General features: G+C 64.6%; 28 protein-coding genes. 7 read left to right on the forward strand and 21 right to left on the reverse strand.

Annotated features, from left to right (window positions below; genetic code table 11):
• The first annotated feature begins 27 nt into the window (after positions 1-27).
• The 4 genes from JWQ24_RS10155 (at position 28) to JWQ24_RS10170 (ending at position 4192) form a co-directional block, all read left to right on the forward strand.
• A complete protein-coding gene (locus tag JWQ24_RS10155) occupies positions 28-825 on the forward strand; it encodes an enoyl-CoA hydratase/isomerase family protein (RefSeq protein ID WP_299807222.1) in 798 nt (265 codons plus the stop codon).
• Between the two features lie 156 nt (positions 826-981).
• The gene (locus tag JWQ24_RS10160; protein ID WP_299807224.1) at positions 982-1977 is read left to right on the forward strand and encodes a tripartite tricarboxylate transporter substrate-binding protein; all 996 of its coding nucleotides are present in this window, start codon (positions 982-984) and stop codon (positions 1975-1977) included.
• A gap of 144 nt (positions 1978-2121) precedes the next feature.
• Positions 2122-2664: a tripartite tricarboxylate transporter TctB family protein gene (locus JWQ24_RS10165; protein WP_299807226.1), complete on the forward strand. Its 543-nt coding sequence runs from the start codon at positions 2122-2124 to the stop codon at positions 2662-2664.
• 10 nt (positions 2665-2674) lie between these two features.
• Positions 2675-4192 carry a tripartite tricarboxylate transporter permease gene (locus JWQ24_RS10170; RefSeq protein ID WP_299807228.1) on the forward strand — a complete coding sequence of 506 codons (1518 nt, stop codon included), beginning with the start codon at positions 2675-2677 and terminating at the stop codon, positions 4190-4192.
• Positions 4193-4198: 6 nt separating this feature from the next.
• Here JWQ24_RS10170 and JWQ24_RS10175 read toward each other — a convergent pair whose 3' ends face one another.
• From JWQ24_RS10175 to JWQ24_RS10210, 8 genes are all read right to left on the reverse strand, one after another.
• The gene (locus JWQ24_RS10175; protein WP_299807230.1) at positions 4199-5467 is read right to left on the reverse strand and encodes a class I SAM-dependent methyltransferase; all 1269 of its coding nucleotides are present in this window, start codon (positions 5465-5467) and stop codon (positions 4199-4201) included.
• A gap of 31 nt (positions 5468-5498) precedes the next feature.
• On the reverse strand, positions 5499-6476 hold the full coding sequence (locus JWQ24_RS10180; protein ID WP_299807232.1) for an SDR family NAD(P)-dependent oxidoreductase: 978 nt from the start codon (positions 6474-6476) through the stop codon (positions 5499-5501).
• On the reverse strand, positions 6473-7534 hold the full coding sequence (locus tag JWQ24_RS10185; protein ID WP_299807234.1) for a Gfo/Idh/MocA family oxidoreductase: 1062 nt from the start codon (positions 7532-7534) through the stop codon (positions 6473-6475). The genes JWQ24_RS10180 and JWQ24_RS10185 overlap by 4 nt, the downstream gene beginning before the upstream one ends.
• On the reverse strand, positions 7531-8094 hold the full coding sequence (locus JWQ24_RS10190; RefSeq protein ID WP_299807236.1) for an NUDIX hydrolase: 564 nt from the start codon (positions 8092-8094) through the stop codon (positions 7531-7533). The genes JWQ24_RS10185 and JWQ24_RS10190 overlap by 4 nt, the downstream gene beginning before the upstream one ends.
• The gene (locus JWQ24_RS10195) at positions 8084-8896 is read right to left on the reverse strand and encodes a glycosyltransferase (RefSeq protein ID WP_299807238.1); all 813 of its coding nucleotides are present in this window, start codon (positions 8894-8896) and stop codon (positions 8084-8086) included. The genes JWQ24_RS10190 and JWQ24_RS10195 overlap by 11 nt, the downstream gene beginning before the upstream one ends.
• Positions 8886-10169, reverse strand: a complete 1284-nt coding sequence (locus JWQ24_RS10200) for a nucleotide sugar dehydrogenase (RefSeq protein ID WP_299807240.1) — start codon at positions 10167-10169, stop codon at positions 8886-8888. Before JWQ24_RS10200 ends, JWQ24_RS10195 begins: the two co-directional genes overlap by 11 nt.
• Positions 10166-10900, reverse strand: coding sequence for a class I SAM-dependent methyltransferase (locus JWQ24_RS10205; RefSeq protein WP_299807242.1), 735 nt, complete (start codon positions 10898-10900; stop codon positions 10166-10168). The genes JWQ24_RS10200 and JWQ24_RS10205 overlap by 4 nt, the downstream gene beginning before the upstream one ends.
• A 158-nt stretch (positions 10901-11058) precedes the next feature.
• Positions 11059-11508, reverse strand: a complete 450-nt coding sequence (locus tag JWQ24_RS10210) for an NUDIX domain-containing protein (protein WP_299807244.1) — start codon at positions 11506-11508, stop codon at positions 11059-11061.
• 181 nt (positions 11509-11689) lie between these two features.
• Here JWQ24_RS10210 and JWQ24_RS10215 point away from each other — a divergent pair, with 181 nt between their 5' ends.
• Positions 11690-11887: a hypothetical protein gene (locus JWQ24_RS10215; RefSeq protein WP_299807246.1), complete on the forward strand. Its 198-nt coding sequence runs from the start codon at positions 11690-11692 to the stop codon at positions 11885-11887.
• Positions 11888-11966: 79 nt separating this feature from the next.
• On the opposite strand, the gene JWQ24_RS10220 is transcribed toward JWQ24_RS10215, so the two are convergent.
• The 11 genes from JWQ24_RS10220 to JWQ24_RS10270 all read right to left on the reverse strand — a co-directional run bounded on the left by JWQ24_RS10220 (position 11967) and on the right by JWQ24_RS10270 (position 21489).
• A complete protein-coding gene (locus JWQ24_RS10220) occupies positions 11967-13160 on the reverse strand; it encodes a CoA transferase (RefSeq protein ID WP_299807248.1) in 1194 nt (397 codons plus the stop codon).
• 140 nt (positions 13161-13300) lie between these two features.
• Complete coding sequence (locus tag JWQ24_RS10225; RefSeq protein ID WP_299807250.1) at positions 13301-13969, reverse strand: hypothetical protein; 669 nt, start codon at positions 13967-13969, stop codon at positions 13301-13303.
• Positions 13970-14057: 88 nt separating this feature from the next.
• Positions 14058-14618: a type II secretion system protein GspM gene (gspM, locus tag JWQ24_RS10230; RefSeq protein ID WP_299807252.1), complete on the reverse strand. Its 561-nt coding sequence runs from the start codon at positions 14616-14618 to the stop codon at positions 14058-14060.
• The gene (locus JWQ24_RS10235) at positions 14615-15667 is read right to left on the reverse strand and encodes a PilN domain-containing protein (RefSeq protein ID WP_299807254.1); all 1053 of its coding nucleotides are present in this window, start codon (positions 15665-15667) and stop codon (positions 14615-14617) included. Before JWQ24_RS10235 ends, gspM begins: the two co-directional genes overlap by 4 nt.
• Positions 15664-16584: a type II secretion system protein GspK gene (locus tag JWQ24_RS10240; RefSeq protein WP_299807256.1), complete on the reverse strand. Its 921-nt coding sequence runs from the start codon at positions 16582-16584 to the stop codon at positions 15664-15666. The genes JWQ24_RS10235 and JWQ24_RS10240 overlap by 4 nt, the downstream gene beginning before the upstream one ends.
• Positions 16581-17288, reverse strand: coding sequence for a prepilin-type N-terminal cleavage/methylation domain-containing protein (locus tag JWQ24_RS10245; protein WP_299807258.1), 708 nt, complete (start codon positions 17286-17288; stop codon positions 16581-16583). The genes JWQ24_RS10240 and JWQ24_RS10245 overlap by 4 nt, the downstream gene beginning before the upstream one ends.
• Positions 17288-17683 (reverse strand): type II secretion system protein, encoded by a 396-nt coding sequence (locus JWQ24_RS10250; RefSeq protein WP_299807260.1) that lies wholly within the window; start codon positions 17681-17683, stop codon positions 17288-17290. The genes JWQ24_RS10245 and JWQ24_RS10250 overlap by 1 nt, the downstream gene beginning before the upstream one ends.
• Positions 17661-18155 carry a prepilin-type N-terminal cleavage/methylation domain-containing protein gene (locus tag JWQ24_RS10255; RefSeq protein WP_299807262.1) on the reverse strand — a complete coding sequence of 165 codons (495 nt, stop codon included), beginning with the start codon at positions 18153-18155 and terminating at the stop codon, positions 17661-17663. The genes JWQ24_RS10250 and JWQ24_RS10255 overlap by 23 nt, the downstream gene beginning before the upstream one ends.
• Positions 18118-18570, reverse strand: a complete 453-nt coding sequence (gene gspG / locus JWQ24_RS10260; RefSeq protein WP_299807264.1) for a type II secretion system major pseudopilin GspG — start codon at positions 18568-18570, stop codon at positions 18118-18120. Before gspG ends, JWQ24_RS10255 begins: the two co-directional genes overlap by 38 nt.
• Before the next feature lie 17 nt (positions 18571-18587).
• Positions 18588-19802 carry a type II secretion system F family protein gene (locus tag JWQ24_RS10265; RefSeq protein ID WP_299807266.1) on the reverse strand — a complete coding sequence of 405 codons (1215 nt, stop codon included), beginning with the start codon at positions 19800-19802 and terminating at the stop codon, positions 18588-18590.
• Positions 19803-19806: 4 nt separating this feature from the next.
• Positions 19807-21489: an ATPase, T2SS/T4P/T4SS family gene (locus JWQ24_RS10270; RefSeq protein ID WP_299807268.1), complete on the reverse strand. Its 1683-nt coding sequence runs from the start codon at positions 21487-21489 to the stop codon at positions 19807-19809.
• 228 nt (positions 21490-21717) lie between these two features.
• Between JWQ24_RS10270 and gspD the strand changes: the two genes are divergently transcribed.
• On the forward strand, positions 21718-23928 hold the full coding sequence (gene gspD / locus JWQ24_RS10275; protein WP_366521427.1) for a type II secretion system secretin GspD: 2211 nt from the start codon (positions 21718-21720) through the stop codon (positions 23926-23928).
• A 4-nt stretch (positions 23929-23932) separates the two neighbouring features.
• On the forward strand, positions 23933-24493 hold the full coding sequence (locus JWQ24_RS10280) for an A24 family peptidase (RefSeq protein WP_299807272.1): 561 nt from the start codon (positions 23933-23935) through the stop codon (positions 24491-24493).
• A gap of 19 nt (positions 24494-24512) precedes the next feature.
• On the opposite strand, the gene JWQ24_RS10285 is transcribed toward JWQ24_RS10280, so the two are convergent.
• Entirely contained in the window at positions 24513-25022 is a 510-nt protein-coding gene (locus tag JWQ24_RS10285) for a tetratricopeptide repeat protein (protein ID WP_299807274.1), read from the reverse strand.
• 153 nt (positions 25023-25175) lie between these two features.
• Positions 25176-26071 (reverse strand): hypothetical protein (locus JWQ24_RS10290; protein ID WP_299807276.1); only part of this gene is annotated, 896 nt, incomplete at its 5' end.

Here is a 26071-nt window from a genome sequence, read left to right on the forward strand (position 1 = left end):
ATCAGCTATCCAAGAGAAAGAACCATCATGGACGCCCCGGCACCTGCCACCGAAGACCTGCTCTATTCCGTCGAGGGCGGCATCGCCCGCATCACCTTTAACCGCCCGCAGGCGCGCAACGCGATGACGTTCGCGATGTATGAGCGGATGGCGGAAATCTGCGAGGCGGCCAATACCGACCACTCGATCAAGGCGATCATCCTGACCGGTACCGGCGACAAGGCGTTCGCGTCGGGCACCGATATCTCGCAGTTTCGCGCCTTCAAGACCGCGCAGGACGCACTCGACTACGAGTCGCGCATCGACCGCGTGCTGACCTCGCTGGAAACCTGCCGGGTGCCGACCATTGCCGCGATTGCCGGCGCCTGCACCGGCGGCGGCGCCGGCATCGCCGCCTGTTGCGACCTGCGCATCGGAACCGCCGCGACGCGGATGGGCTTTCCGATCGCGCGCACGCTGGGCAACTGCCTGTCGATGTCCAACATCAGCCGCGTGATGGCGCTGGTCGGCCCGGCCCGCACCAAGGACATGATCTTCACCGCCCGGCTGATCGAGGCGCCGGAGGCGCTGGCGCTCGGCCTGATCAACGAGATCGTGCCGGATGTCGAGACGCTGCAACGCCGCGCGCTGGAGACCGCGCAACTGGTCGCCAGCCACGCGCCGATCACCCTCGAAGTCACCAAGGAAGCGGTGCGCCGGCTGCGTCCCAAGCTGACTCGCGAAGAGGGCCAGGACCTCGTGCTGAAAGCCTATCTGAGCGAGGATTTCCGCGAGGGCATGGACGCCTTCCTGAACAAGCGCAAGCCGAACTGGCAGGGCAAGTAGCCGCCGCGCGGCGGACGCCCCGCGCCCGCCGCGACCTACCAAAGTCGTCTTGTGCATCAGGGCGGCATGCTTGAAGTCACGTCCAATAGACCGCAAGATACCGACCGGGATAAGCGGGCCGTTCGAGCCCGCGCCAGACGATATAGGGATGAGACCATGTCCAAGTTGATACGGGCCACAGCCGCGCTGGCGGCCGTGCTGGTGAGCGCGCCGATCATGTCGGCGTCAGCAGCCTGGGAGCCGACCAAGCCGGTGGAAATCGTGGTCGCGGCGGGTGCCGGCGGCGCTTCCGACCAGATGGCGCGGATGATGCAGGCCGCGATCCAGAAGAACAATCTGATGAAGGCCCCGGTGATCGTGTCGCTGAAGGGCGGCGCGTCGGGTGCCGAAGCGCTGATCTACATGAAATCCAGCGACGGCGACGCCAACAAGGTGATGGTCGCCTATTCACTGATCTACATGTTGCCGCTGTCGGCGAAAATCCCGTTCAACTGGCGCGATCTCACGCCGGTCGCCGTGGTGGCGATGGATCAGTTCGTATTGTGGGACAACGCGGCCGGTCCGAAGACCGTGAAAGAATTCATTGATGCCGCGAAGGCGGCACCTGCGCCGTTCAAGATGGGCGGCACCGGCTCCAAGCGCGAAGACCACGTTCTGACGGTGTTCATGGAAAAGAAGACCGGCGCGAAGTTCTCCTACCTCCCGTACAAGTCCGGCGGCGAGGCGGCGACGCAGCTGGTCGGCAACCACACCGAGGCGAACATCAACAACCCCTCCGACAATCTCGAAGTCTGGCGCGCCGGCCAGGTCCGCGCGCTGTGCGTGTTCGACAAGGAGCGCATCTCCTACACTACCAAGGTCACCGAGACGCAGTCGTGGAACGACATCCCGACCTGCAAGGAGGAGGGCCTCGACGTGCAGTATCTGATGCTGCGCGCGATGTTCCTCCCCGGCAAGGTGACGGCGGAACAGCAGGCGTTCTATGTCGACCTGTTCGAGAAGGTGACGAAGACGGCTGAATACAAGGACTACATGGAGAAGCAGGCGCTGAAGCCGATCTTCCTGAAGGGCGATGCGATGCTCAAGTTCCTCGAAGAGGATGACGCGATCAACAAGGCGCTGATGACCGAAGCGGGATTTGTGGCGAAGTAGGTCCCGTTCCCCGGAGGCGGCGTGGTGCGCCGCAGATCCGGGGCCCAGCTTTCTTTCACCAAACCGTGATCCCGGATCTGCGGAGCGGCATAAAAATGCCGCACCGCGTCCGGGAAACGCACCTCACGCCTTAGAAAAATTCCCATGTCCAATACCGACCTCGAAATCATCGTCGACGATCCCACCGCGCCGGAGCCGGATTCGCCGGCGGTCTGCAGCACGCGCACGGTGGAGATCATCGTCTCGCTATTGCTGCTCGGGCTGGCGGTGACGCTCGGGGTCGATAATTACTCGACCGGCATTTCCTGGGACGATACCGGGCCGCAGCCCGGTTACTTCCCGTTCTATCTTTCGGTGATCCTGGGCGGCGCCAGCCTGTTCGGCCTCGTTACCACGCTGCTCGCGCGCGGCGGATCGTCGGACGCGTTTGTCACCCGCGCGCAACTGCGCCGCGTGATGCTGGTGTTCCTGCCGACCGCCGCTTTTTGTCTCGCGATGCAGTATCTCGGGCTCTATGTCGCGAGCTTCCTGCTGATCGCAGGCTTCATGCGCTTCGTCGGCAAGATCGCGTGGTGGAAATCGGTGCTCACCGCCTTCATCTTCACGGCGATCATGTTCGCCACTTTCGATATCGCCTTCGACGTCATCATGCCGAAGGGACCGCTCGAAGCGGCCTTCGGCCGCTAGGACTGATCTGATGGAAGCCTTCGGACTGCTGCTGCACGGCTTCGCCGTGCTGATGACGTGGAAGATCATGGCGCTGATGGTGATCGGGCTGGTGCTCGGCATCTTCGTCGGCGTGTTGCCGGGGCTGGGCGGTCCGAACGGCGTCGCCATCCTGCTGCCGCTGACCTTCACGATGGATCCGACCTCGGCCATCGTGATGCTGTCCTGCATCTATTGGGGCGCGTTGTTCGGCGGCGCCATCACCTCGATCCTGTTCAACATCCCCGGCGAGGCGTGGTCGGTGGCCACCACCTTCGACGGCTATCCGATGGCGCAGCAGGGCCGCGCGGCAGAAGCGTTGACGGCGGCCTTCACCTCGTCGTTCATCGGCTCGCTGGTCGCCGTGCTGCTGATCACCTTCCTCGCACCGATGATCTCGTCCTTCGCGTTGAAATTCGGACCGCCGGAATTCTTCGCGGTGTATCTCCTGACGTTCTGCTCCTTCGTCGGCCTCGGCCGCGAGGCCAAGCACAAGACCGTTATCTCGATGGCGCTGGGGCTTCTGATTGCCGGCGTCGGCATGGACACCGTGTCCGGCACGTTGCGCATGACGTTCGGCTCCAACGAACTGCTGCGCGGCATCAACTTCCTGGTCGCGGTGATCGGCCTGTTCGGCATCAGCGAGATCCTGCTGACGATGGAGGAGCGCCTCGCCTTGCGAGGCCATGCCGCCAAGATCAGCCTGCGCGTCGTCATCAACGTCTGGAAGGACCTGCCGAAATACTGGATGACGCTGCTGCGCTCGTCCTTCATCGGCTGCTGGCTCGGCATCACGCCGGGCGGCGCGATCGCGGCGTCCTTCATGGGCTACAACCTCGCCAAGCGTTTCTCGAAGGATCCCGAAAGCTTCGGCAAGGGCCGCATCGAGGGCGTGTTCGCGCCGGAGACTGCGGCGCACGCGTCGGGCACTGCGGCGCTGCTGCCGATGCTGGCGCTGGGCATTCCCGGCTCCGGCACCGCAGCGATCCTGCTTGGCGGTTTGATGGTGTGGGGACTCAATCCCGGGCCGTTGCTGTTTGTCGAGCACAAGGATTTTGTGTGGGGGCTGATCGCCTCGATGTATCTCGGTAATGTCGTCGGCCTCGTCATCGTGCTGACGACCGTGCCGATCTTCGCCTCCATCCTGCGGGTACCGTTCGCCGCCGTGGCGCCGATGATCGTGGTGTCCTGCGCGATCGGCGCCTATGCGATCCAGAACGCGATGTTCGACATCTGGCTGATGCTAGGCTTCGGCGTGGTCGGCTATGTCTTCAAGAAAATCGGCATTCCCTTGGCGCCGTTCACGCTGGCGCTGGTGCTTGGCAATCGCGCCGAGGATGCTTTCCGCCTGTCGATGATCGGCTCCGGCGGCAGCGTCGGCGTGTTCTGGTCGAACGGGCTGGTCGGCACGATCACTACGATCGCGATCACGCTGCTGTTCTGGCCGGTGATCGACAAGGCCTTTGCCAGCGTTGGGCGCATGATGCGGCCGGCGACGGCTGCGAGCTGATCGGTCTTAAAGAAACCGCGGCACCGGCAGCGGCGTGATCAGCGTGCCCTTGAACCCCTTGGCGCGGAGTTTCGCGGCCAGCTCGTCGGCGATGTGCCATGAAAAGATGATGGCGCAATCCGGCTGGTCATCGAACATCCGGCTTTCCTCGACCACGGGGATCAGCGTGCCCGGCATGCACTTGCCGATCTTCAGCGAGCCCTCGATCTCGACCACATAGTCGATGGTGTTGGAGTCGAGGCCAACATAATTCACCAGCGTGGAGGCGCGCGACGGCGCGCTGATGCCGCAGATCCGGCCGCCGCTTTCCTTGACGTCGCGGATCATGGCGTGAAGCCGCTCCTTGGAGAGCATCACGTCGTGGCGGAAGGTCTTCAGTCGCGCACGCATCGTTTCGCCGACAGGCTCACTGTCGCGCAGCGCCTTGACGCTCGGTTGCATCGCGTGCGTGCCCTTGCGCGCCGCATAGACGCGAATCGATCCGCCATGTGTGGGGATCTTGACGGCGTGGAAGATCTCCAGCCCGTGCATGCCGAGCAGGTAAGCGAGGCTGCCGATGGTGTAGTGGCGCAGGTGCTCGTGATAGACGGTGTCGTATTGCAGGTCGTCGAGCAGGCCGATCAGATAATGCGATTCCGAGATGAACACGCCGTCCGGCGCCAGCATCTCGACAATGCCCTCGACGATGGCGTGAACGTCCTCGATATGCGCAAAGCAGTTTGCGGCGGTAATGACCTTTGCCGCGCCATGCTTCTCCTTGACCTGCTGGGCGACGTCTTTCGAGAAGTAGGCTTGCAGGGTAGGGATGCCGCGGTCGTTGGCGATCCTGGCCACATCGGTCGGCTCGATGCCGAGGATGCGGTGGCCACCGTTCTGGAAGTTCGAGATCAACGTGCCGTCATTGGAGCCGATGTCGATCGCCAGATCGTCTTTGGTCAGGCCGAGCATCTTCGAGGACTCGGCATAGAGGTCCGCGAAATTCTCGCGCAGGATGCGCGTCATGCCTGACGTGTAGGGATATTCCGGCGGGAAGATGATGACGGGATCGACGGCGACGCCGAGTTGCACCAGTTCGCATTCACTGCAGTACATCAGGTTGGTCGGAAACCAGATCTGCTGCGTCTGCACCGCGCCGATCGGCACCATCTGGTTCACCGGCGGCATGTAGCCGAGCGACAGCACGGTCTCCAGTGGTTCATGGCCGCAGATCTGGCAGCATTCGACCGGGACACTTCCGCCGCTACCGGCGCCGCGTGCGATTTTGGTTGGGAACACGGTCGATCTCCGGGGCGTGCGCTGAAAGGCGTCAGCGGTGAGGGGCGAGGTTTTCGTTGGCCCAGTACCAGTCGACCGTGGGGCCGAGGCCTTGCGCCAGTGTCACTTTCGGTTCGTAGCCGAGCGCTGCGAGTTTCGCGATATCCGGGCAACGGCGCTCGGTGCCGCCGGCCGGCGCGGGTTTTTCGATCAGCTCGACCTCGCGGCCACCGTGCGCGGCGATGCGGCTGGCGAGGTCGGCGATCTCGATCTCCTCCAGCGTGCCGACATGGTAGATGCCGAGATGTTCGCCGCGATCGCGCATCACCAGCACGCCGGCGACGAGATCATCGACATGGCAGAAGCTGCGGGTCTGCCGGCCATTGCCCTGCATCTCGAACGGCAGCCGGCCCGCGGGATGCGCCGCCGACATCGCCTTCACGCGCTGCGCAAATTGCGGGACGACATGCTCCCAGCCCATGTCGGGGCCATAGACATTGTGCGGGCGGAAAATCAGAACGCGCTCGAAAAACTTGCGGCCGTAGTTCAGCGCCATCAGCTCGCTGATGATCTTGCCGCCGCCGTAGGAATAACGCGGGTTGGTCGGGTCGGGCACCACAAGCGGCGCGCTCTCGTCGGTGGGCACACTGGGCGGCGTCTGGTACACTTCCGAACTGGAAGCAAGGATAAGCTTGCCGACGCCTTCGCTGCGGCAGGCATCGATCACATTGATCATGCCCTTGACGCCGACATCGAGCACCAGTTCCGGCGCGCTGTAGAAATATTCGGTGCCGTTGACAAAAGCGAGGTGATGCACCTCATCGACGCCTTTGACGGCGCGGGCGACGACGGCTGCGTCGCGGATATCGCCTCCGATGAATTCGATGTCGCTTGCCACCTCTTGCAGCCGGCGCGGCGCGCCACGCGAGTTGTCATCCAGCACACGGACGGCGTGGCCGTCTCGCACCAGAGCCTTGACGAGGGCGGAGCCGATGAAGCCGCTGCCGCCGGTGACCAGAATTGAACTCACGCGCGCGTCTCCGTCGTCTTCGGCCCGATGTCGAGCCAGCAGCCGCTGTTATTTGCACGGCGCGCCGCATCAATCAAAGTCTGAACCCGTAACCCTTCGGCGAAGCCGGGCGTGCAGGTTCGTTTTTCGACGACGGCGTCCAGGAACGCTGTGGCGAGGCGCGAGACCGGCGCGATCCGGCCGTCGGCGAGGAATGACCGGTCGAGGGGATCGTCGATCTCGATGCGGGCCAGCGCCGTTTCCGGGCGCCGGGCAAGATGCAGCTCAAAGCCGCGCATGTAATCCGGCGTCGGATTGATCAGCGTCAGCGTGCCGTCCTCGCCGTAAAATTCCAACCGGTGCCCCGAGCCCGCGAAGGAGGCGCAGCTCATCGCCAACTGGCCGGCGGCGCCGGACTGGAATTGCAGGCTGATCGCCGCGTTGGTTTCCATCAAGGGGGCATCCGGCAGGCCGGACAGCCGCGCGGACAGTCCGGCGATCGGGCCGCACAGCCATTCCAGATAATGCAAGGAGTGGCTGACGAAGTTTCCCAGCGCGCCGCCGCCGTCGTCGCCGGCGGTCTTCCAGTTCTTCAGCCGCATGCGGGTGCCGTAGTTTTCCACGTGCCAGTTGACCGCAACGTGGCGCAGCCGCCCGATCGCGTTCTGATCGAGCAACTCCCGCACTTTGCGAAAGGCCAGCACGGCGGAGAAATTGAAATCGACCATCGTGGCGAGGCCGCTGGTGGCCGCGGCCGCGGCCATCGCCCGGGCGTCGTTGAGGGAGGCTGCGATCGGCTTCTCGGCGAACACCGGCTTGCCCAGTGCGATGGCGCGCAGAGCGATGGGAGCTTGCAGGCGCGGTGGCGCGGCGATGCTTACGGCATCGACGTCGGGATGCCCTACGAGATCTTCCCAACGGCCGAACGACAGCGGTATGCCGGCGGCATCGGCCAGCTCTGCCGTGCGCGTGGCATCGCTGCCGGCCAGAGCGATGACCTCGCAGCGCGTATCCCTGCGAAAAGCCGGGAGATGAACGAGGCGTCCGTAATTGCAGCCGACGATGCCGATGCGGATCACGTCGGCTCCTGTCGCGGCAGTGTGATGAAGCCGCGCAATTCGGCAAGCAGGAGGGCGCCGAGATGCAGCTGCTGAATGAGTTCGCCGGACATGATCATCGCGACCAGCTCGGCCGGTGTTGCGAGATCGACAGACAGACCAGGCTCCGAAACGAAGTCATCGATCCGTTCGCCGGTTTGCAGAAAAAACGAGTGGATACGGTTGCTGAAGCGCCCGCTACACGGCGCGGCTGATCCCAACGGATGGATGGCGCGCGCAGGATAGCCCGTTTCCTCGAGCAATTCGCGCGCACAGCCTGTGCCGTGATCCTCGCCCGGTTCGGCGAGACCAGCCGGCAATTCCCAAGTGAACATCTCGAGCGCCGGCCGATATTGCCGCACGATGGGAAAACGTCCGTCCGGAGTCAGCGCGACGATGGCAAGATAGTCCTGCTGGGCGATGGCGTGATAAACCTGCGAGGGCTCCCCCGGTGTGAACTCTACCTCGCGCGCCACAAGTTCGACCCACGGAGACACCTTGACGGTCTGCCGCGACAGGATTTTTGGCCATTCATCTTGCATGTGCGGCATCCACAAGCGGCTGTCCGGACTTCAATGTCACCGTGTCGGCGCGGCGGCGCAGGAAGGTGGTCGCGAAAGCATAGCGAAACCAGCGCAGATAGGCCGGCAGCCACTTCATCACCCTGAACCGGCTGGCGCCGTGCTGGCGCTCATACCAGAGCGCGGGCACTTCGCCGATCCGCCAGCCCAAACGGTGTGTCTTCACCAGCATCTCGATGCTGTAGCAAAAGCCCTGATCGGATTCGATCTCGATCCCGTCGATAACGCGGCGGGAGAACATGCGAAATCCGCTGGTCGGGTCTTTGGTCGGCAGTGCGGCGACGCGGTTCAGCAAGAACGCCGCGCTGCGTACCAGGGTGGCCTTCAGCATGGGGGCGCCCTGCATGGTGCCGCCCGGCATGAAACGGCTGGCGCACACGACGTCGCAGCCGTCGTCGATCAGCGCGGTCATGGCGTCGAGAATGCCGGCGTTGAAATCGTCATCGGCCGGATAGGCGACGACTATGGGGGCGGTGCTCGCGGCAAATCCGGCCATCACCGCGCCGTGCGCGCCGCGCACGCGGTTGCGGACAAAGACGACGTCGAGGCCGGCATGGACCTCGGGATGGTCGCGGACCGCAGGCAAGGTATCGTCGTCGTCGCGGTCGTAGCAGATCAGCACGCGGAGAGGCGTCCGGACGTCACGCGCCAACGCGCCGAGCGTCGCCAGGATGTTGGCGCCCTCGTTGTAGACGGGAATGACGAGATCGACCCGCGGCGGCGTCGTGCCGCGGGGTTCGCGCTGCTCCGCGCTATCGTTCAAGACTGTCGGCATAGGCCAGTGGCGCGGTGGTGCATTCGGCGAAATCTGCGGCCTGCGGCAGCATGTTCCATACGTCGATCACCGGCTTCCCCATGAGGTCTGCGGTCTTGTAGACGTTGTGCGGCGTGCACAGGATCAGCAGGTCGCTGCGTGCGACCACGTCTGCGAACGGCAGCAGGTCGGGATCGACGGTGACGAACGGATCGGTGGTCAGGACCTCGCGGGCGTAGCCGCCCAGCACCTTCTTGAACTTGTAGCTCAGCGATGCCCGGACATCGTCGATCTCGGCCTTGAAGGCCATGCCGAGCAGGCCGATCGTCATGTTCTCGAGGTTATATCGCCGGCGCAGATCGTCCACGATATGCAGCGGCAGGCCTTCATTCACCAGCATCGCGGCGTTGCCCAGACTGAATTCGTTGCGCGCGAACGCGGTCAACTGCATCGTGTCCTTCATCAGGCACGGTCCGGCGGCGTAGCCCGGCGACGGAATGTTGCCGGCGCGCGGGTAGTTGTGCTTCATGGCCTGCAGGATGCGGTGATAGTCGAGACCCGCCGATTTGGCGATCAGGTAGAACTGGTTGGTGACGGCGAATTCGATGTAGCGGTAGGCGTTGCCGAACAGCTTGGCGAATTCCGCTTCGATCGGGTCCAGCACCACGATCTCGGATGCGATGTTGCGAAACAATGCGGCGGCTTCCTCTGCGGCCTCCGGCGAGGTGCCGCTGATGATCTGCGGCATGCGCGCCAGCTCATCGATGCCGTGGCCCTGCACGATGCGTTCCGGGCAGAATGCGACCTTGAGCTTGCGGCCCTTGCGGGCGAGGTATTCATTGATCCAGTCCGTGGTCCCCGGATACAGCGTCGAGCGCAGCACCAGCAGTTGATGGTCGCGCAGGTAGGGCAGCAAGCTCTCGATGCAATCCTGCACGACCTTACGTTCCGGGTTCAGGAACTCATCGACCGGGGTGCCGATTGTGACGATCACCGGTCCTGCTTGCGAAGTCTGGCCGGGCTTGCTGGTAAAGGTCAGGCGCTTGTCGCGCAGCGCCGCGGTCAGCAGTTCCTGTGCGCCATATTCGATGAAGGGCAGGCGGCCAGCCGCCAGCTCCGCGAGATTGGCGAGGTTCATGTCGTTGACGTTGACGTGCAATCCCTTCGCCGCAAACGACAGGACCAGCGGGATGCCGACATGGCCGGCGCCGCCGATCACGGTGACGTCGGCGGTTCTGGCATCGCTTGCGCGGGCTGCGATCGGGAGCTCGACAACGGTCACGGCTTCTCACCATAGGTTAGAACGAACGAGCGCAGCGGCTTCATCAGGTTCGGCGTGAAGGCTATGCGATCGATGGCGTTATAGGCAGGCAGCAACCAGCGCAGCTTTGCAGACGCTAGATAGCGATAATTCAGGTTCGACATGAAATCGGTCCGGACATTGAACCCGGCGTCATCGAAGGTAGCTGCGATCTCGCGCGCCAGCACCGGACGTTCGTTTTCGGTCACGCCCACGGAGCTGTACAGCGGCGAGGAGCGGTCGCGGTACAGGTACATGAACGGGTTCATGCGGTTGGGGTCGAAGGCGACGAACGAACCGCCCGGTCGCAGCACGCGGAAGGCTTCGGCGGCACAGCGCGCGGGATCGGGCAGATGGTGGACCAGCCCGCTCAGCAACACGCCGTCGAGGCTGTCGGCGGCAAATGGAAGATGCTCGACATCACCTTCGGCGAATTCGATGGTGGGATATTTGTCTTTCGCCAGCGCGATCAGCTTCGGGCTGATATCGATGCCGACCGGGTCATAGCCCTGCTGCTGCAGGATGTGGGTAAAGGCGCCGGAGCCGCAGCCGAGATCTGCAATGCGCGCGCCGGGTTGGAATTTGGCCAGGCCCGCACAAACCGCGATCAGGCGATGGCTGCTCTCCGGCGTGAACACGTCATAGCTGTCCGCGGCGGCATGGCCGTCGAAGAAGGCGATTTCCTTGGCTTTGTCCTGACTGGATTGAATCATGCGAAAGCCTAGTGCGCGAGACCACGGCTCGATCACGCAGGGCGCCCAACGACGGCGTCCCCGGGACGTCAAACAACTCCCGGACCGTTCAAGCGGACGAACCGCGTTGATCTTGTTCGAAAATTCTTAACGCAACGTGACGCCCGCCGGGTTCGTCATCAAAGGTCGAAATACACCCGGTTATAAGGATGGGCGCGATCGTCGTAACTTTGCATCCAGACCAGTTCCTGATGCTGGGCGTCCGGGGTCAGCATCGGCCTTTCCGGCAATTTCAGCTCATAGGCGAGGGAAACGTAATGCGTGCCGTATCCGGCTTCGGAAAAGCGGTTGGCGGGATACATCTGCTCGAAGATTCCGACAAATCGCGCCTGATCGATGTTGGCATTCAGCGTGGTTTCCTCGCGCGCGATCCGGGCGAAAGCCGACGCGATCGTCTCGTTCTTCCGGATGCAGCCTCCGGGCACGAAGAATGTTCCTCGCGCGGGTTCGTTGTTGCGCAATCCCAGCAGAAGAAATCCGCGTTCGTCGCGGATCAGCAGATCGATCGAGGGCAGCGGTGCATGGCGCACGATCGGCCGAAACATGTCGTCGTCAAGGGGGATTGGCATGCTTCTGGTTGTTCAATCGAGGAGGTTGCAGGGAGTTGTGTTGCTCGCTGTCTTCTTATTCGGTCTAAGTCACTAAGATCATGGCGTAATTATTATCGTCAAGAGATCGATAATGGCTTTTTCTTGCAATCTCTGGGTTAGTTGGTAGCATCATGGCGTAAGCACGGTAAATTTTCTGATTTTGATCGTTCTCACCGGGGTCTTCATGGCGATAGCTGAATTCATGAGCTGGCTTCTCGTCCCGCTCTGCGTTTTGTCGATGATATGGTTCGGTTTGACCTTCGCGGTCCGTAACGACGATCCGATGCCCTGGTCGGCATCGGCCGCGCTGATCTCATCGATCAGCTGCTATTTGGCAGTCCACACGCTGTTTGCCTGACGAACGTCAGATTTTTTGCCGATCGCTTTACAAGCGTGGAAGCGCGGTCCGTTCCGATTTTACCGGAACGGAAAACGTTCTAGATGACCTTGCCCTGCCGCAATTCCGCAATCTCGCCATCGCTGAAACCAAATTCGGCGAGGACTTCATCCGTGTGCTCGCCGAACTCCGGCGGTCGCGCCGCCATGCGGCTGGGCGTCCGTGACAGGGTGAAGGGCTGGCCGACCAGCCGAATGGCGCGGTCGTCGTCCGTCGGCACGTCCTGCGCGATGCCGAGGTGCTTGACCTGCTCGTCCGCAAACATCTGGTCGACGGAATAGATCGGGCCGCACGGGACGCCGGCTGCGTTCAGCTCACGAACCCATTCGTCGGTGGAGCGCTTTTCGGTGAAGCGTGAGATCTCGGCATTGAGAGCATCGCGGTTCTTCGAGCGCGTCGGGCCGGTCGCGTAGTCGGGGTTCGTCACCAGTTCGGGCGCGCCGATGGCCTGCGCGCAGCGCTCCCAGATCTTGCCGCCGGTGGTGGCGATATTGATGTAGCCGTCCGAGGTCTTGAAGACGCCGGTCGGGATGCTGGTGGGATGGTTGTTGCCGGCCTGCTTCGGCACATCCTTTTCCATCAGCCAGCGCGCGGCCTGGAAATCCAGCATGAAGATTTGCGCCTGCAGCAGAGAGGTCTGCACCCATTGACCCTGGCCGGAGACGTCGCGCTCCAGCAAGGCCGTCAGGATGCCCATCGCGCAGAACAGGCCGGCGGTGAGGTCCGCCACGGGAATGCCGACCCGCATCGGCCCCTGGCCCGGCGCGCCCGTGATCGACATCAGGCCGCCCATGCCCTGGGCGATCTGATCGAAGCCGGGTCGCTTGTGATAAGGGCCGTCCTGGCCGAAACCGGAGATGCTGGCATAGACGATGCCGGGATTGATCGCCCGCAGGCTCTCATAGTCGATGCCGAGCCGGTCCTTGACGTCAGGCCGAAAGTTCTCGACCACCACGTCCGCCTTTGCCGCCAGCCGCAGAAACGCCGCAAGGCCTTTCGGGTCTTTCAGATTGAGCGTCATGGCGCGCTTGTTGCGATGCAGGTTCTGGAAGTCCGATCCCTGCCGCGGTCCGCCGGGTTGCTCCCCGCCGGCGTCCTCCGTCAGCGCGTCGATCTTGATCACGTTGGCGCCCCAGTCGGATAGCTGGCGCACCGCGGTCGGGCCGGAGCGGATGCGGGTGAGATCGAGCACAGTGAAACGCGACAGGGCCGACGAGGCGTGTGGAAAGGTCAAGGCAAGCTCCAAACGATGGCAGGACGGGCGGGGCGTCGGTCGTACGGGAGATTTACGGCCCTGAGGAAGGGTCCGCTCCGCCGACTACCATAGCCCGATTCCGAAGCGAGGAAAGCAGCGTGGCACGGTCTGAGCTGCCGCTACAACCCGTCGGACTCGCCGTTCCTGGGCGTCGAGCGCGGGGTAAACGGCGCATAGGAAGTGCCGGCGGTGGCGGCAGGTGCGTTGGGTACCAAAGGGGTGGCGGATGGCGTTTCGGTTCGGCGGAGCGACAGGGTTTCCGTCCGCGCGTCGTGTTGCAGCGTGACCTCGCGTTGCAGCACCGAAACCAGTTCCCAGCCGGCATGGTTGTCGCCGCGACGCAGCCTCAGCACCTGCTGCGTTGTGTTGTCGATGAAAATGGCGATCGCATCGGTATCGCCGACGATGGAGCCGATCAGGGCCAGCGGCGGCGGCGGAAGTTCGGTCGTTGGAGCGGGCAGCGCTACCGGAACGGGCTGTATGGCGGGGCCGGCAACGGCGCGTGGCGGCGGGCGGCGCGATGCGGAAAACAGCGGGCGGTCCCGGGTCGCCGCAAGGCTCGACAGCGGGATGCTCCACAACGGATTGCCGGACAGCGCAGGCGCCGATCGCGGCTCGAACGGCGGCAACGCCGCATTGCGCGGTGGCCGGGCTCCGGGTGTCGCGAACAGATCGTCCGGCAGGACGTCGAGCGTTGCAGAGGAGGGCGCGGGCCGCGCCGGGCGGCTGTCGATCATGGCCGCCAAGCCCAGCAGAGCAAGGCCGATGATCCCCCGGAACGGCGTCATGTCGGCCTCCGATGCCTGCGTGTCACGGCCAGCTTGCGAGGCAGACTATCGGCTGCCCCGGGCCCGATCAACATGAGGCGTCGCCCGGTCATGGTGCGCCCTGCCACTGGCCGGAGATGCCGAGCAGAACCCTGATCCGTCCGCCGCTGCTTTCGTCACTGGCGGTGCTCTGCGGGATCTGGACATCGAGCTGGTCCACGAACAGAAACGGCATTCCGGCTTCCAGATCGTACAGCAGCTTCTGCAACGCCGGCTGCTCCATCTCGCAACTCACCAGCAGGCCGACGAAGCCGTTGCGCGCCTCGTTGCCGGCGACATCGACCTGCGACGATTGCACGGTGCCGCCGACATTCGTGACGGCGGCGGCCACCCGTTGCAGCAGGGCTGCACCTGCCACGGTCACGGTTGGGCCTTCCAGAAACGGCGAGCCGGTGCGTTGCGCGGCCGAGGGCGCGCCGCTGCGGGGGCCGCGGCTCTCCAGTTGCGACAGCAACTCCGACGTCTCCCGCAGGGTGCGGCTGCGATCCTGGATATCGAGCAGGCCGGCCACCGCGATCGCAACGAGCCCGCCCGCCGCCACGATATAGAGCACCACGGCGATAAGCGGCGAGCGAACGAGCAGGCGGCTGACGGCGCTGGCGTTGCTCATGGTTGCGCCGCATTCTTTGGTTCAATGCGCGCCTCGATGTGAAACCGTTCGCCGGGATCGGAGGGAGAGCGGGTGGTCGGCGCATAGAAGGTCGCACGCGTGAAGTGCGCGGATTGTTCGATCAGCGGGATCAGCGATGGCGCATCGCGGGTGATGCCGGCGATCTGCAGCTTGCTGCCGGCGAGGTGCAATTCCGTGACGTAGGTATGGTCGGGCAGCACCTGGCTCAGCGTATCGAGCACCAGCACGCTGGCGGGCGCCGCGAACTTGCGCTGCTCCAGCGCTGCTGCGGGTGAGCGCGTGCCGCCATCGCTGCTGGCGCGAATGATGGCGCGGCGCTGCGATATCTTGCGTGCCAGTTCGTCCTGCTGCGCATCGAGCCGGTCCGACATGAAGGCCGCGACGCCGGCCGAGGCGACGGCCGCGATCGCAGCCAGGCCGAGCCCGACGCGCAGCCCGCGGCCGAGGCGATCGGCATCGAGATGGCCGCGTGCTTTCTGTTCAAACACCTTGATCCGCTCGAGATGATGTTCGCCGGCGCCCGCGCAGATCGCGACCGAGGCGGGATGGAAATCCGACATTGCCTCGACATAGCTCATCGCGACCTTGCGCGTGGTTGCCGCGACCACGGTGGTGATACTGTCCGGCGCGCTCGGGATCGGCGGGCTGCAGCCGAACACCGCATCCGTAGCGCTCCACGGCGTCAGCCGATCGATCTGCGCGCGCACGATGCCATCGAGAAAATCCGCCGCGCGCGCCGGCAATTCCAGCGGGCGAAACAGGAACCGTCTCGGCTGCAGCACCAGTTCGACACGGCTGCCGCGAAAGCGAGGGGCGAGGTCGGCGCCGCTCAGCCTGCCATCGACGTAGTCGACAGCGGCGGGCGCAGCGACAGAACCGGTCGCATCGATCGTGAAGTTACCCCTGTCATCCTCGATCAGCCGCAACACGCGCGGCGACACCAGGCGGTCGAAGCCGGCAACGATGGCGCCAGCTACCGTGCCGGTCCATGCGCTGACGATTTCACCGAGCGTATGACCAAACTTCATCGCAGACCGGCCTGCTGGGTTGGCGCGCGATCCGAAACATCGCGCCACGACAATACACGATAGAGCTCATCGCCGTCTTCGAGAAGCAGGATGACGACCTCGGCGGCGCTCCGGCGGCCGTCGTCAAAGTCCGCCGTCAGCGCGAGCCGGTAAGCCTTTGATACCATATTGGAGGCTGCGCCACCGCCGCGCTCTGCCAGAAGCGATGGGTCGGTGCGGGGATCGCGGCGTTCCTGCAACAGCGCTTGCAGCTTCTCCGGCGTCATGCCAGGCAGCGCCGCCAGCACCTGCGGCGCCGCCTCGGCGATATTGACCGATGCGAGGTTGCTGAACACGGTCAGGACCGGCAGCATCCGTTCGATCAGTTGCGGCGGAATTCCCTGCACCAGCCACAATTCCTCGGCCGCCGGAAACGGCGCGTGCCGGGGAACGTAGGTATAGCCCGCGTTGCGATATAACAGATCCTCGGTATCGTCCTCGCCGGCCGCAGCCGAGGTGCGCCATGCCACGATACGGTCGGCATAGCCGCCGGCATTGGCCGGTGCGGCGCCAAGCCCCACCATCAGTCCCGCCAGCAATTCTCTGGGGGCGGCATTGAGATCGATCCGCGCGGCCTCGGTGCGGAAGTCGACCGACAGCCGTGCCGTTCCCATCCGCGCAGTGAACGTGCCGCCGTACGGGCGCTGCTCTGAACGTACGGCGCCGAGCTGATAGGCCGCGAGTTCGACCGCGCCCTGGAGTGCTGCTTCCGACTGAACACGCGCCGTCGCGTTGGCCACGGTGAAGGCCGTGTTGGTCACGTAGGTGAGATAGATCAGCACCAGCGCCGCCAGCGCGGCCAAAATCCACAGCACAGCAACGACGATGAAGCCGCGCGATCCGCGCGTGCCGTCTGGATGATCCGACAGCGCGTTCACAGCGATGCCTCCGCAGGCTTCAGCCGCGCCTTCAGGCATTGCGACGCCGACTTGGCGCGGGCGCATTCGGCCGGCGCGTTGGTATGCACCACGGTGGCCGTCGAGGCCGCGAGCACCTGGCCGGTGGCGGCGTCGCGCACGGTGATGCGGATGATCTCCGGCAACTCCATTTGCGCCCGCCAGACCGGCTGCCAGACACGGTCCGGACCGGCATAGGCAAAACTGACGCGGAACGGCGCGCGAACCAGCACGACCGGATCGGAGAACCGGACCTGGGCGTCCTCCCGCATCGGCACCATTGGCGCGCGTTCACGAACCACCGCGAGACCCTGGGCGTCGGCCTTCTCGATCAGCCGGACGATCTCGAGCCCGGGGCGGGCATTGGGGCCGACCGCGGTCCGGATGAAGGTGACGGCCAGTTCGGAACCGTCGAATAACGGCGCACCGGCAGCGCCCTTGAGCGGCACCATTTCCGCCGCGGCCAGATCCGCGGCGATGCGGTCCAGTCCGGTGGCGAGCCGTTCGGCGCGCTGCACCCGCACCATCCCGCGATTCCAGTTCGGCAGCCATTGTGCGGTCACCGTGGCCATCGCGCCCAGGATGATGGTCATCAGCAGCGTCGCCAGCAGCACTTCGATGAGTGTGAAACCGGCGTTGCCGGCGCTGCGACGGAGTACGGCGCCTGGAGGGGATACGGCGCGCATCACTCGGCCGCCGTTCGGGCCAGCCGCACCGTGCTGACCTGCAAGGCCGGGCCGCGCGGCGCCTGCAGTCGCAGGGTGATGGAGAGGGGAGTCCAGCGGCCGGCCGGCGCTTCATCCGTTCGGGGCATCGACGTCACGTCGATCCGCCAGCGGTGGCCGGCGGTCTCGCCGGACTGCCGTCCGGGCTTCAACAGCTCGCGCGCGGGGAGGCCGGCCATCAGCGTCTCCGCCACGCCGGCCAGCGCCAGCCGCTGGTCGATCTGCCGCGTTCCCTTCACCGAGGTCGCGATCACCATGCCGATCGACGACAGCACGGTGGCCACGATCGCCAGTGCGACCAGCACCTCGATCAGCGTAAAGCCGGCGGCGTTGTCAGAGCAGCTTTTGCGGGACAATCTCGATGCCTCCGGTCAGCCAGTTGACGCGCACTTCGTATCCGACCCCGGCGCGGGCCAGCGCGATGACGCCGCCGCACGACATGCCGGAGGGAAAGAAATCGATCGCCCGGTCGACCAGACGGCCGGCACAGCGGTTGGCCAGAACGGCTTGCACGGCGACATCGCCGGGCAACCTGACGCTGCGGCCGGTCACGCCGGACCGGATCAGCCGTGCCGCGGCATCGACCTGCGTGGCGACCGCAACGTGTCGTCGCAGCGCGGCATTGCGATCCGCCTTGAGCAGCGCCGCCATTTCCACGGCATAGCTCTCAAGCCTCGCGCGCGACGTTGTGCGCGGAACGGCGGGCAGGATGATTGCGGCGAGCAGCCCGATGATGGCGAGCACGCACAGGATCTCGATCAGCGCGAAGCCGTGCTCCCCCGACCCGCGCTTAGCGCGTGCCGCTCGCAATATCGCTTGCCGTGCCACTGCCGCCTTCCTGACCGTCGGATCCCAGCGAGATGATTTCGTATGGCGCGCGCTCGCCCGGCGCGCGGTAGATGTAGGGATGCCCCCAGGGATCGTTGGGGACGACGCCGCCGCGCAGATAAGGTCCGTTCCAGCCCTGCGTAGTGCCGGCGCGGGCAAGCGCCGCCAGCCCGTCGGTAGAGGTCGGGTACTTGCCTAGATCGAGGTAATAGAGGTCCAGCGCGCTGGTGAAGCTTTCGATCTGGATCTTGGCCGCCTTGGCCTTGGACTCGCCGAGATAGTTCAGCACCCGTGGGCCGACCAGCGCCATGATGAGGCCAATGATCGTGATCACGACCAGGATTTCCACCAGCGTGAATCCAGCTTGCGCGTTTTGTCTGAGCCGCGCGGTGCGGCGGCGGGAATGTCTGGGCACGCAGGCGATCTCCTGTCCTAGCCGACGATCTGACTGACCGACATCAATGCTGTCATCACCGAGACGATCAATCCGCCGACGACGATGCTGATGACGATAATCGCAGCAGGCCCGGCAATCCCGACGATGCGGTCGAGCGTGCGCTGCAACTTCGCTTCATAGAATTCGGCGACGCGGCCGGCCAGCATCGGCAACTGGCCCGTCTCGTCGCCAAGCCGCAGCATGCGCACGGCCATCGCCGGCAGCGCCTGCGTGTCGGCCAGCGCATCGGACAGTTTCGCGCCGTGGCGCACGCGCTCGGCCGCATCGATCCATGTCGTGGAGGCAGAGGTCGCCGACATCATGTCGACGAGAATGCGCAATGTCGCCGTCAGCGTCACGCCGCTGCCAAGCAGCAATCCGAGATTCCGGCAGAACAAGGCCGTACGGTGAAACGCGACGACGTCACGAATGGCGGGTAGCCGCGTGACGGCGCCGAGCAGGCCGCGGCGTATTCCCGGCTGGCGGAGCAGCAGCCAGCTGCCTGCGAGCACGACCAGAACGGTGATCAGAACGGCGTCCACATTGGCGCGCAGGAAGGTCGAGAAGTTCAGGAAGCTCAATACGATCGGATCGACCTTGGCGCCGAAATCCTGCAGCACGCTGGCGAATTGCGGCAACACGAATGTCAGGAAGAACAGCAACACGCAGCCGGCCGCGCCCAGCACGAACAGCGGATAGCGGGTTGCTTCCGCCAGACGCCGCCGCAGGTTCTCGGTGCGGCTGCGCTCGTCGGCCAGCACCTCCAGCACCTGGTCGAGCGATCCCGACGCTTCGCCGACGCGGACCAGCGCCAGATACATCGGAGGAAAAAGCGCGCCATGCAGCGCCAGCGCTTCGGCGAAGCTGTCGCCGGCCAGCACGCGAAACCGGATATCGATGACGACCGGGCGCATCCGGCCGAATTCGCGATCGGCCGCGAGCAGTTCGAGGCCATCATTGATCCGCGCGCCGGCCCGCAGCAGTAGCGCCAGGTCACGGGTGAACAAGGTGACGTCTTCGGGGCGTGGCCGGTTGAACAGGCTGAAACTGCGGCGCGCGCCGGCGTCGCCGCCTTCAAGGGTCACGTTGTCGACCAGCACGAGGCCGAGCCGTTCGATGCGCTGCGCTACGTCCCCCGGCGCGGGCGCCGCGATTGCTCCGCTGACCAGTTCTCCGTCCTTGCGCATCGCGCGGTACAGATAATTGGGCATGGCGTCAGCGGATCGTGGTGACGCGGAAGACTTCCGGAACGGTCGTCATCCCCGTCCGGCATTTTCCGATGGCGTCGCCCAGCATTGTCGTCATACCGGCCGAAATGGCGGCGCGGTCGATCGCGTGTGAATCCGTTTGCGGGCCGATCAGGTTGCGGACCTCGTCCGACATTTCGAGGATCTCGAATACGCCGTTGCGGCCGCGGTAGCCGGTACCACCGCAACGCTCGCACCCCGCCGCGCGATAGACCGTTTCGCCGGCCTCGAAGCCGATCACGGCGTATCGGGGATCGCCGGCAATATCTGAATCCGTCAATTCACCCGGCGTCTTGCAGCGATCGCACAGCACCCGCACGAGGCGTTGCGCGATCACCGCGCGCAAGGTCGATTTCAGCAGGAAGCCTTCGATTCCGAGGTCGATCAATCTCGGAATGGCCGACGCGGCGGTCTCTGTGTGCAGCGTCGTCAGCACGAGATGGCCGGTCAGCGCCGCATGGACGGCGATATGTGCCGTCTCGGCGTCGCGGATTTCACCGACCATGATGACGTCGGGGTCCTGACGCACGAAGGCGCGCATCGCGGTGGCGAAGGTCAACCCGATCGAGGGCTTGACCTGCGACTGGTTGATACCGGGGATCTCGTATTCGACGGGATCCTCGATGGTCAGGATTTTTCGCGTGGGTTCGTTGAGGATCGACAGCATGGTGGCGAGCGTCGTGGTCTTGCCGCTGCCGGTAGGTCCCGTCACCACCACCATGCCGTGCGGCAAGGCCAGGAGCCGTCGCATGATCGCGGTGTCGCCGGTGGACAGGCCGAGCCTTGCCATGTCGAGCAGGCCGCGGTCGCGCGGCAGCAGGCGGATCACGGCGCTCTCGCTGTGCTGGGTCGGCATCGTCGCGACGCGCACGTCGAGCTCCGCGCGGCTGACGCGCACGCGCGCGGCGCCGTCCTGCGGCAGCCGCCGCTCGGCGATATTGAGCCCGGCGAGAATTTTCACGCGGGAGATCAGCGCCTGCGGCGGAATGCCCGGCGGCGCGTTCATCGCGCGCAGCAGGCCATCGACCCGCATCCGGATCACCAGCCCGGTGCGGAACGGCTCGATGTGAATGTCGCTGGCGCGCAATTCGACGGCGCGTTCCAGCAGATCGTTGAGCGCGCGCACCACCGGCGCGCCGCTGGCGAGATCGCGCAGGCTTTCGATGTCGTCGTCGGATTGTTGCGTTGCACCGGCGGAAATGTCTCCGACGTCGTCGGCGTCGATCCGCTGATCGAGCACGGTCGCGATATCCTCGTAGGAGGCGACGGCGACGTCCACTGTGGTGCCGAACACAAGTTCAGCCGCGCGAACGGCGGCGATATCGCTGGGATCGGCTACCGCCAGCTGATAGCGACCATTGCCGGTGCGGATCGGATAGATAGTCGATTCACGCATGAAGCGGCGCGAGAATCCATCAAGGCACGGCGTGCTGCCGAGCAGTTGCGGCAAGCCAAGGCGGGCGACGCCCCAATACTCCGAGACTTCGTCAGCGAATTCCGCCGCCGACAGATCGGTCGCCTCCCATAGTTCACGCAGCGGGCGTGCTATGGCCGATCGCGCAGTCGACGCGCCGTGCACGTCGGAAAGCGAATACTTTTGAATGAGATGCCGCCTGAAGCTCTCGGCAGAAAGGTCACGGATCGCATCCACGGCGCGCCAACCTTGTTACAGAGAACTACCACACAGACCGTGACAACGCCCGGTCGGGTTTTATTGTTGACTTCCAACCTAGCCAAAACATAATGACCGTGTCAATTTTGAACGTATAGTTTACTCTCACGCGGCGTTACGCGTAGTATCGGTAAAAGTAATTTCAGTAGCGCCGGCGGATGTATGTTGGTGAAAGTATTTCACTTGCTCTGGATTTGGCGTTCGGGAGTGGGTGCAATCCTCGCCGTACTGCTGTCCGGCTTTGTGCTGTCTGCCTGCATCGTTACCGCCGATCAGTCGATCGAGAGCGATCCCAAGGATCCGCGCGCGCAGGATATCGCCGATCGCATCCGTTCGCTGGATCTGCTGCCGCGGCAAGGCAGTGTTGTCGCCGATACCGGGCTGAAGCAGTCTCAGGCATCAAGGCCGGCGATCTATCTGAGCGATGGCAAGACGCCGGAAGGCGCCGTGGTGGATCGCGACGACGGCTCTCCCACCGGCGGCTATGATTTCAATTTCGACAATGCGCCTGTGGCCACTGTCGCCAAGGTCATTCTCGGCGATGTGATGGGTGTCGGATACACCATCGATCCGCGCGTGCAGGGCACTGTGACGCTGGCCTCGGTGCGGCCGATCCCCAAGGCAGACGCGGTCTATGTGCTCGAAAACGCGTTGCGCATGTCCGGCGTGGCGCTGGTGCGCGACCGCAACGGCTACCGGTTGATGCCGAGCAACGAGGCTGTCGGCTCTGGCGGCATGGACCGGCGCGGCGTGGCGGAAGCCGGGCAGGGCCTCAGTGCGGTGCCGTTGCGCTACGTGTCGGCATCGACGGTGTTCAAGCTGCTCGATGCGTTCGGCGTTAAGGCGAATACGGTGCGGCCGGATGTCGGGCGAAATACGCTGATCATCCAGGGCAGCGGATCGGATCGCGCCGCGGCGATCGATACCATCCTCAGCTTCGATGCCGACTGGATGCGCGGCCAGTCGGTCGGCATCTTCCCGATCAGGAATAGTTCGCCGGAGCCGGTGATTTCGGAGATCGAGAAGATCATGGACTCCGGCGAAGGCGGGATGTCGCAGAGCGTGATCAAGCTGCAGGCGATCGGCCGGCTCAATTCGATCCTGGTCGTCAGCCAGCGGCCGGAACATCTCAAGCGCGTCGCCACCTGGATCGCCCGGCTGGACCGTTCCGATATGGCGGGCGACAATCTCAAATCCTACCCGCTGCGATACGGCAATTCGCGCCAGATCACCGTACTGCTCAACGAGATGCTGACCGGTCGGACGGCCACCGGCTCGCTCGACAGCGCGTCGAGCCAAATTTCGCCGGGCGGCGGCATTTCAGTCGCGTCGGCTCCGTCCGGCGGCGCGGTCGCAGCATTGAGCGCTCTGCCGCCGAATGCGGCGGGAGCCGCCGCGCCGGTCAGTGGTCGCGGCGCGCTGGATCAGGGCAGCGCGGATATTGGGCAGGGCTCGACCGCAGCGCGCTCGTCGGGCAGCAACGCCATTCTGCCCAACGTGCGCATCACCGCCGACGTGACCAACAACGCCATTCTGGTCTACGCTAACCAGGAGTCCCATCGCATCATCGAGCAGACCATTCGTCAGATCGACCGGCCGCAGCGCCAGATCGCCATCGAGGCGACGATTGCCGAAGTGACGCTGAACGACAATCTGAACTACGGTGTGCAGTTCTTTCTGGCCAGCAAGGACGTCGGCCTGAAAACCGACACCGGCTCGCTGCTCAACACGGTCGGCAACGCGGTGTTGAATCGCGCGCTGCCGGGCTTCAATTTCCTGATCGGCTCCGAGAACGCGCCGCGCGTGGTCCTCGACGCGCTGCACGGCGTGACCAACGTCAAGGTGTTGTCGAATCCGTCGCTGGTGGTTCTCGACAACCAGCCGGCGACGTTGCAGGTCGGTGATCAGGTGCCGGTCTCGACCGGTACCGCCACCGTCCTGACGGCCAACAATACGGTCGTGAATACGATCGACTATCGCAACACTGGCATCATCCTGCGGGTGCTGCCGCGCGCCAACGCCAACGGCAATGTGGTGCTCGATGTCGAGCAGGAGATCAGCAACATCGCCGCCGGCAGTGCGCAAACGCTGACGCCCACGGTGTCGCAGCGTCGCGTCAAGAGTTCGATCTCGGTCGCCAGCGGTCAGACGGTGTTGCTGGCCGGGCTGATCAGCGACACCGAGAACAAGACGCGGCAGGGCATTCCGTTGCTCGACCAGATACCTGGCGTCGGCGACACCTTCGCGCACCAGAACACAGTACGGGGGCGTACCGAACTGATCCTGTTCATCCGCCCGACTGTGATCAAGGACGCCGTCGATGCTCACGTCATCGCCGAGGAGATGCGCGCGAAGATGAACAGCCGCCTGGTCGGGACCAGCCTGCCGGTGGTCGTGCTCCCCAAGACCGCGCGCTGATGACGTGACGACCGCGGTCGCCGAGCGGCCGGTCGTGTGCAGTCTGATCGCGCTCGCGATGGCTGGCATCAGCCTTGTTGCTGCACCGGCACCGGATGGCCTGTTCGGTGGATTCCTCGCGCTCATGATGTTGGCCATCGCTGTGAATGATGCCCGGGATTACATCATCCCGGATGTCCTGACGGCTGCAGCCGTCGGTCTGGGGTTGCTCCGCGCCGGCATCTGCGGGCCGGATGCGGACCTCGCGGCCGTGGGGTGGGCGTTGCTGCGCGGCGCTGCCGTGGCGCTGCCGTGGCTGTTGATGATGATCGGGTACCGTCGGCTGCGGGGCCGCGACGGGCTCGGTCTTGGCGACGTCAAGCTGGCGGCCGTGGCCGGCGTCTGGCTCGGCTGGGTGACGACCTTTGCGGCGATGGAACTGGCGGCGCTGGTGGCGCTGGGCGCCTATCTCGTTGCGGGCCTGTGGCGCCGCCGCCCGATGAAGACGACCGCATTTCTCCCTTTCGGACTGTTCCTTGCGCCGGCGATCTGGATAGGCTGGCTGTGCGAAGCGCTTCTCTTGTGAGAGCTGTCAGAGCATTTGGTCAGCGCTCGGGGCGTGGCGCCCATGAAAGGGCGCGGAACCGGGCTTCAGCAATCTCGCCGCGGGTCATCTTGGTGGTCACCGCGTCGCGGATCCGCGCTCGTGCCTCGCGGCTTCGGCGGGGGGCGACCGCCGTCGACAGGTTCAGCCACTTGCCGGCTTCGACGACATCACGTGGGACGCCCTGTCCCTTGTCGTAGAGCAGGCCCAGGGAATATTGCGCCAGGCCATCGCCCTGTTCGGCGGAGCGGCGGTACCACGCCGCGGCTTCGGTGTAGTTCTGCGGCACGCCGCGGCCGGTTTCGAACATGAAACCCAGCCAGGCCTGCGCGGTGGGGTTGCCGGCTTGGGCCAGCGGGATGAAGTTTCGCGATGCCGTGATGTAATCCTGCCGGCTAAAGGCGGAGGTGCCCTGACGCAGCGAGGCAGCGCCTGCGAGATCGACGCTGCCCGCCACGAGCGCGATCAGGAGGCTGGAGCGTATAGCCAGGGTGGTCGGGGAAATCCGCATGGCAACTGGACCGCAATTTTTTAACGGAGGCCGTGATGGTACATCTCCGGAGCGTAAGTGTAGTCACCATTGCTGCTGGAATCCACACGCCTGGAAGTCCAAAGAAACCATCCGGGCAGAACGAGCCTGCCCGGATGACCGGCGGAGTTGAGCCTAGTGCAGTCCGCCGGGGACAGCGGAGGGAATCGTGTCGGCGCCGTTACCGTTGATCTGGTTGTTGCCGTAGGACAATATGCCGGCGCCGCTTGTCGCGGTGCCGCTACCGGTAATCGTCGAACTGCCGACGCGGACGAAGGCGCCGGCATTCTGCGTGGCGATGCCGGTAGCATTATTGGCAATGGTGGAGTGATCGACCATGAAGCTCGACAGGTTTACGGATGTCAGCAACACGCCGTTCGACGGGCTGCCGTTGATGGTGCTGTCGCGCAGCGTGACGTTCATGCCAGCGCCGCCGCCAAAACCGTCGCCAATCAGTCCGTTGACGTTGCGGTTGAACACCGTCTTGTCGATCGTGCCGCTGGCGACGCCACCTGTGGGGCTAACCTGCAGTCCGCCGCCGGTCGATCCGGTTCCGTTGTTGAACAGTGTCGTCCGTGAAACGACGAAGGTCAGTCCCGCCGTTGGCTGCAACTGGATTCCGAAACCGTTCGGCGCCGCCCCCCTGAAGTTACGAATGATGCAGTCCTCGATGTGTACGAAGCCGGCAGAGATCACCCTGACGCCGTTGAGGCCAGTGCCGCCGACGCCGACACCTTCGATGTCGAGGCCCTTGAGGTAGACGTAATCGGTGGCGGCGGCGTTGACGATGACGCCGTTGGTGCCGGGCGCCAGAATGCCCGCGGTCCCGGCTTGGCAGGAGATGGTCATCGACTTGGTGATCGTCACGGCGCCGAATGCGCCGGTGTCAAGGCAGTTGATCTCGCCGCCGGCCGCGGTCTTGGAGATCGCGCCGGCGAATGTCTTGCACGGCGCGGTGCGGCTGCACGGATTGACGTCGTCGCCGACACCGGACACCCAGGTGCGTGTGGCCTGCGCGTGCGCGGTGGATA

Origin of the sequence: Tardiphaga sp. (genome assembly GCF_028290495.1) — a bacterium.
GTDB lineage: Bacteria > Pseudomonadota > Alphaproteobacteria > Rhizobiales > Xanthobacteraceae > Tardiphaga.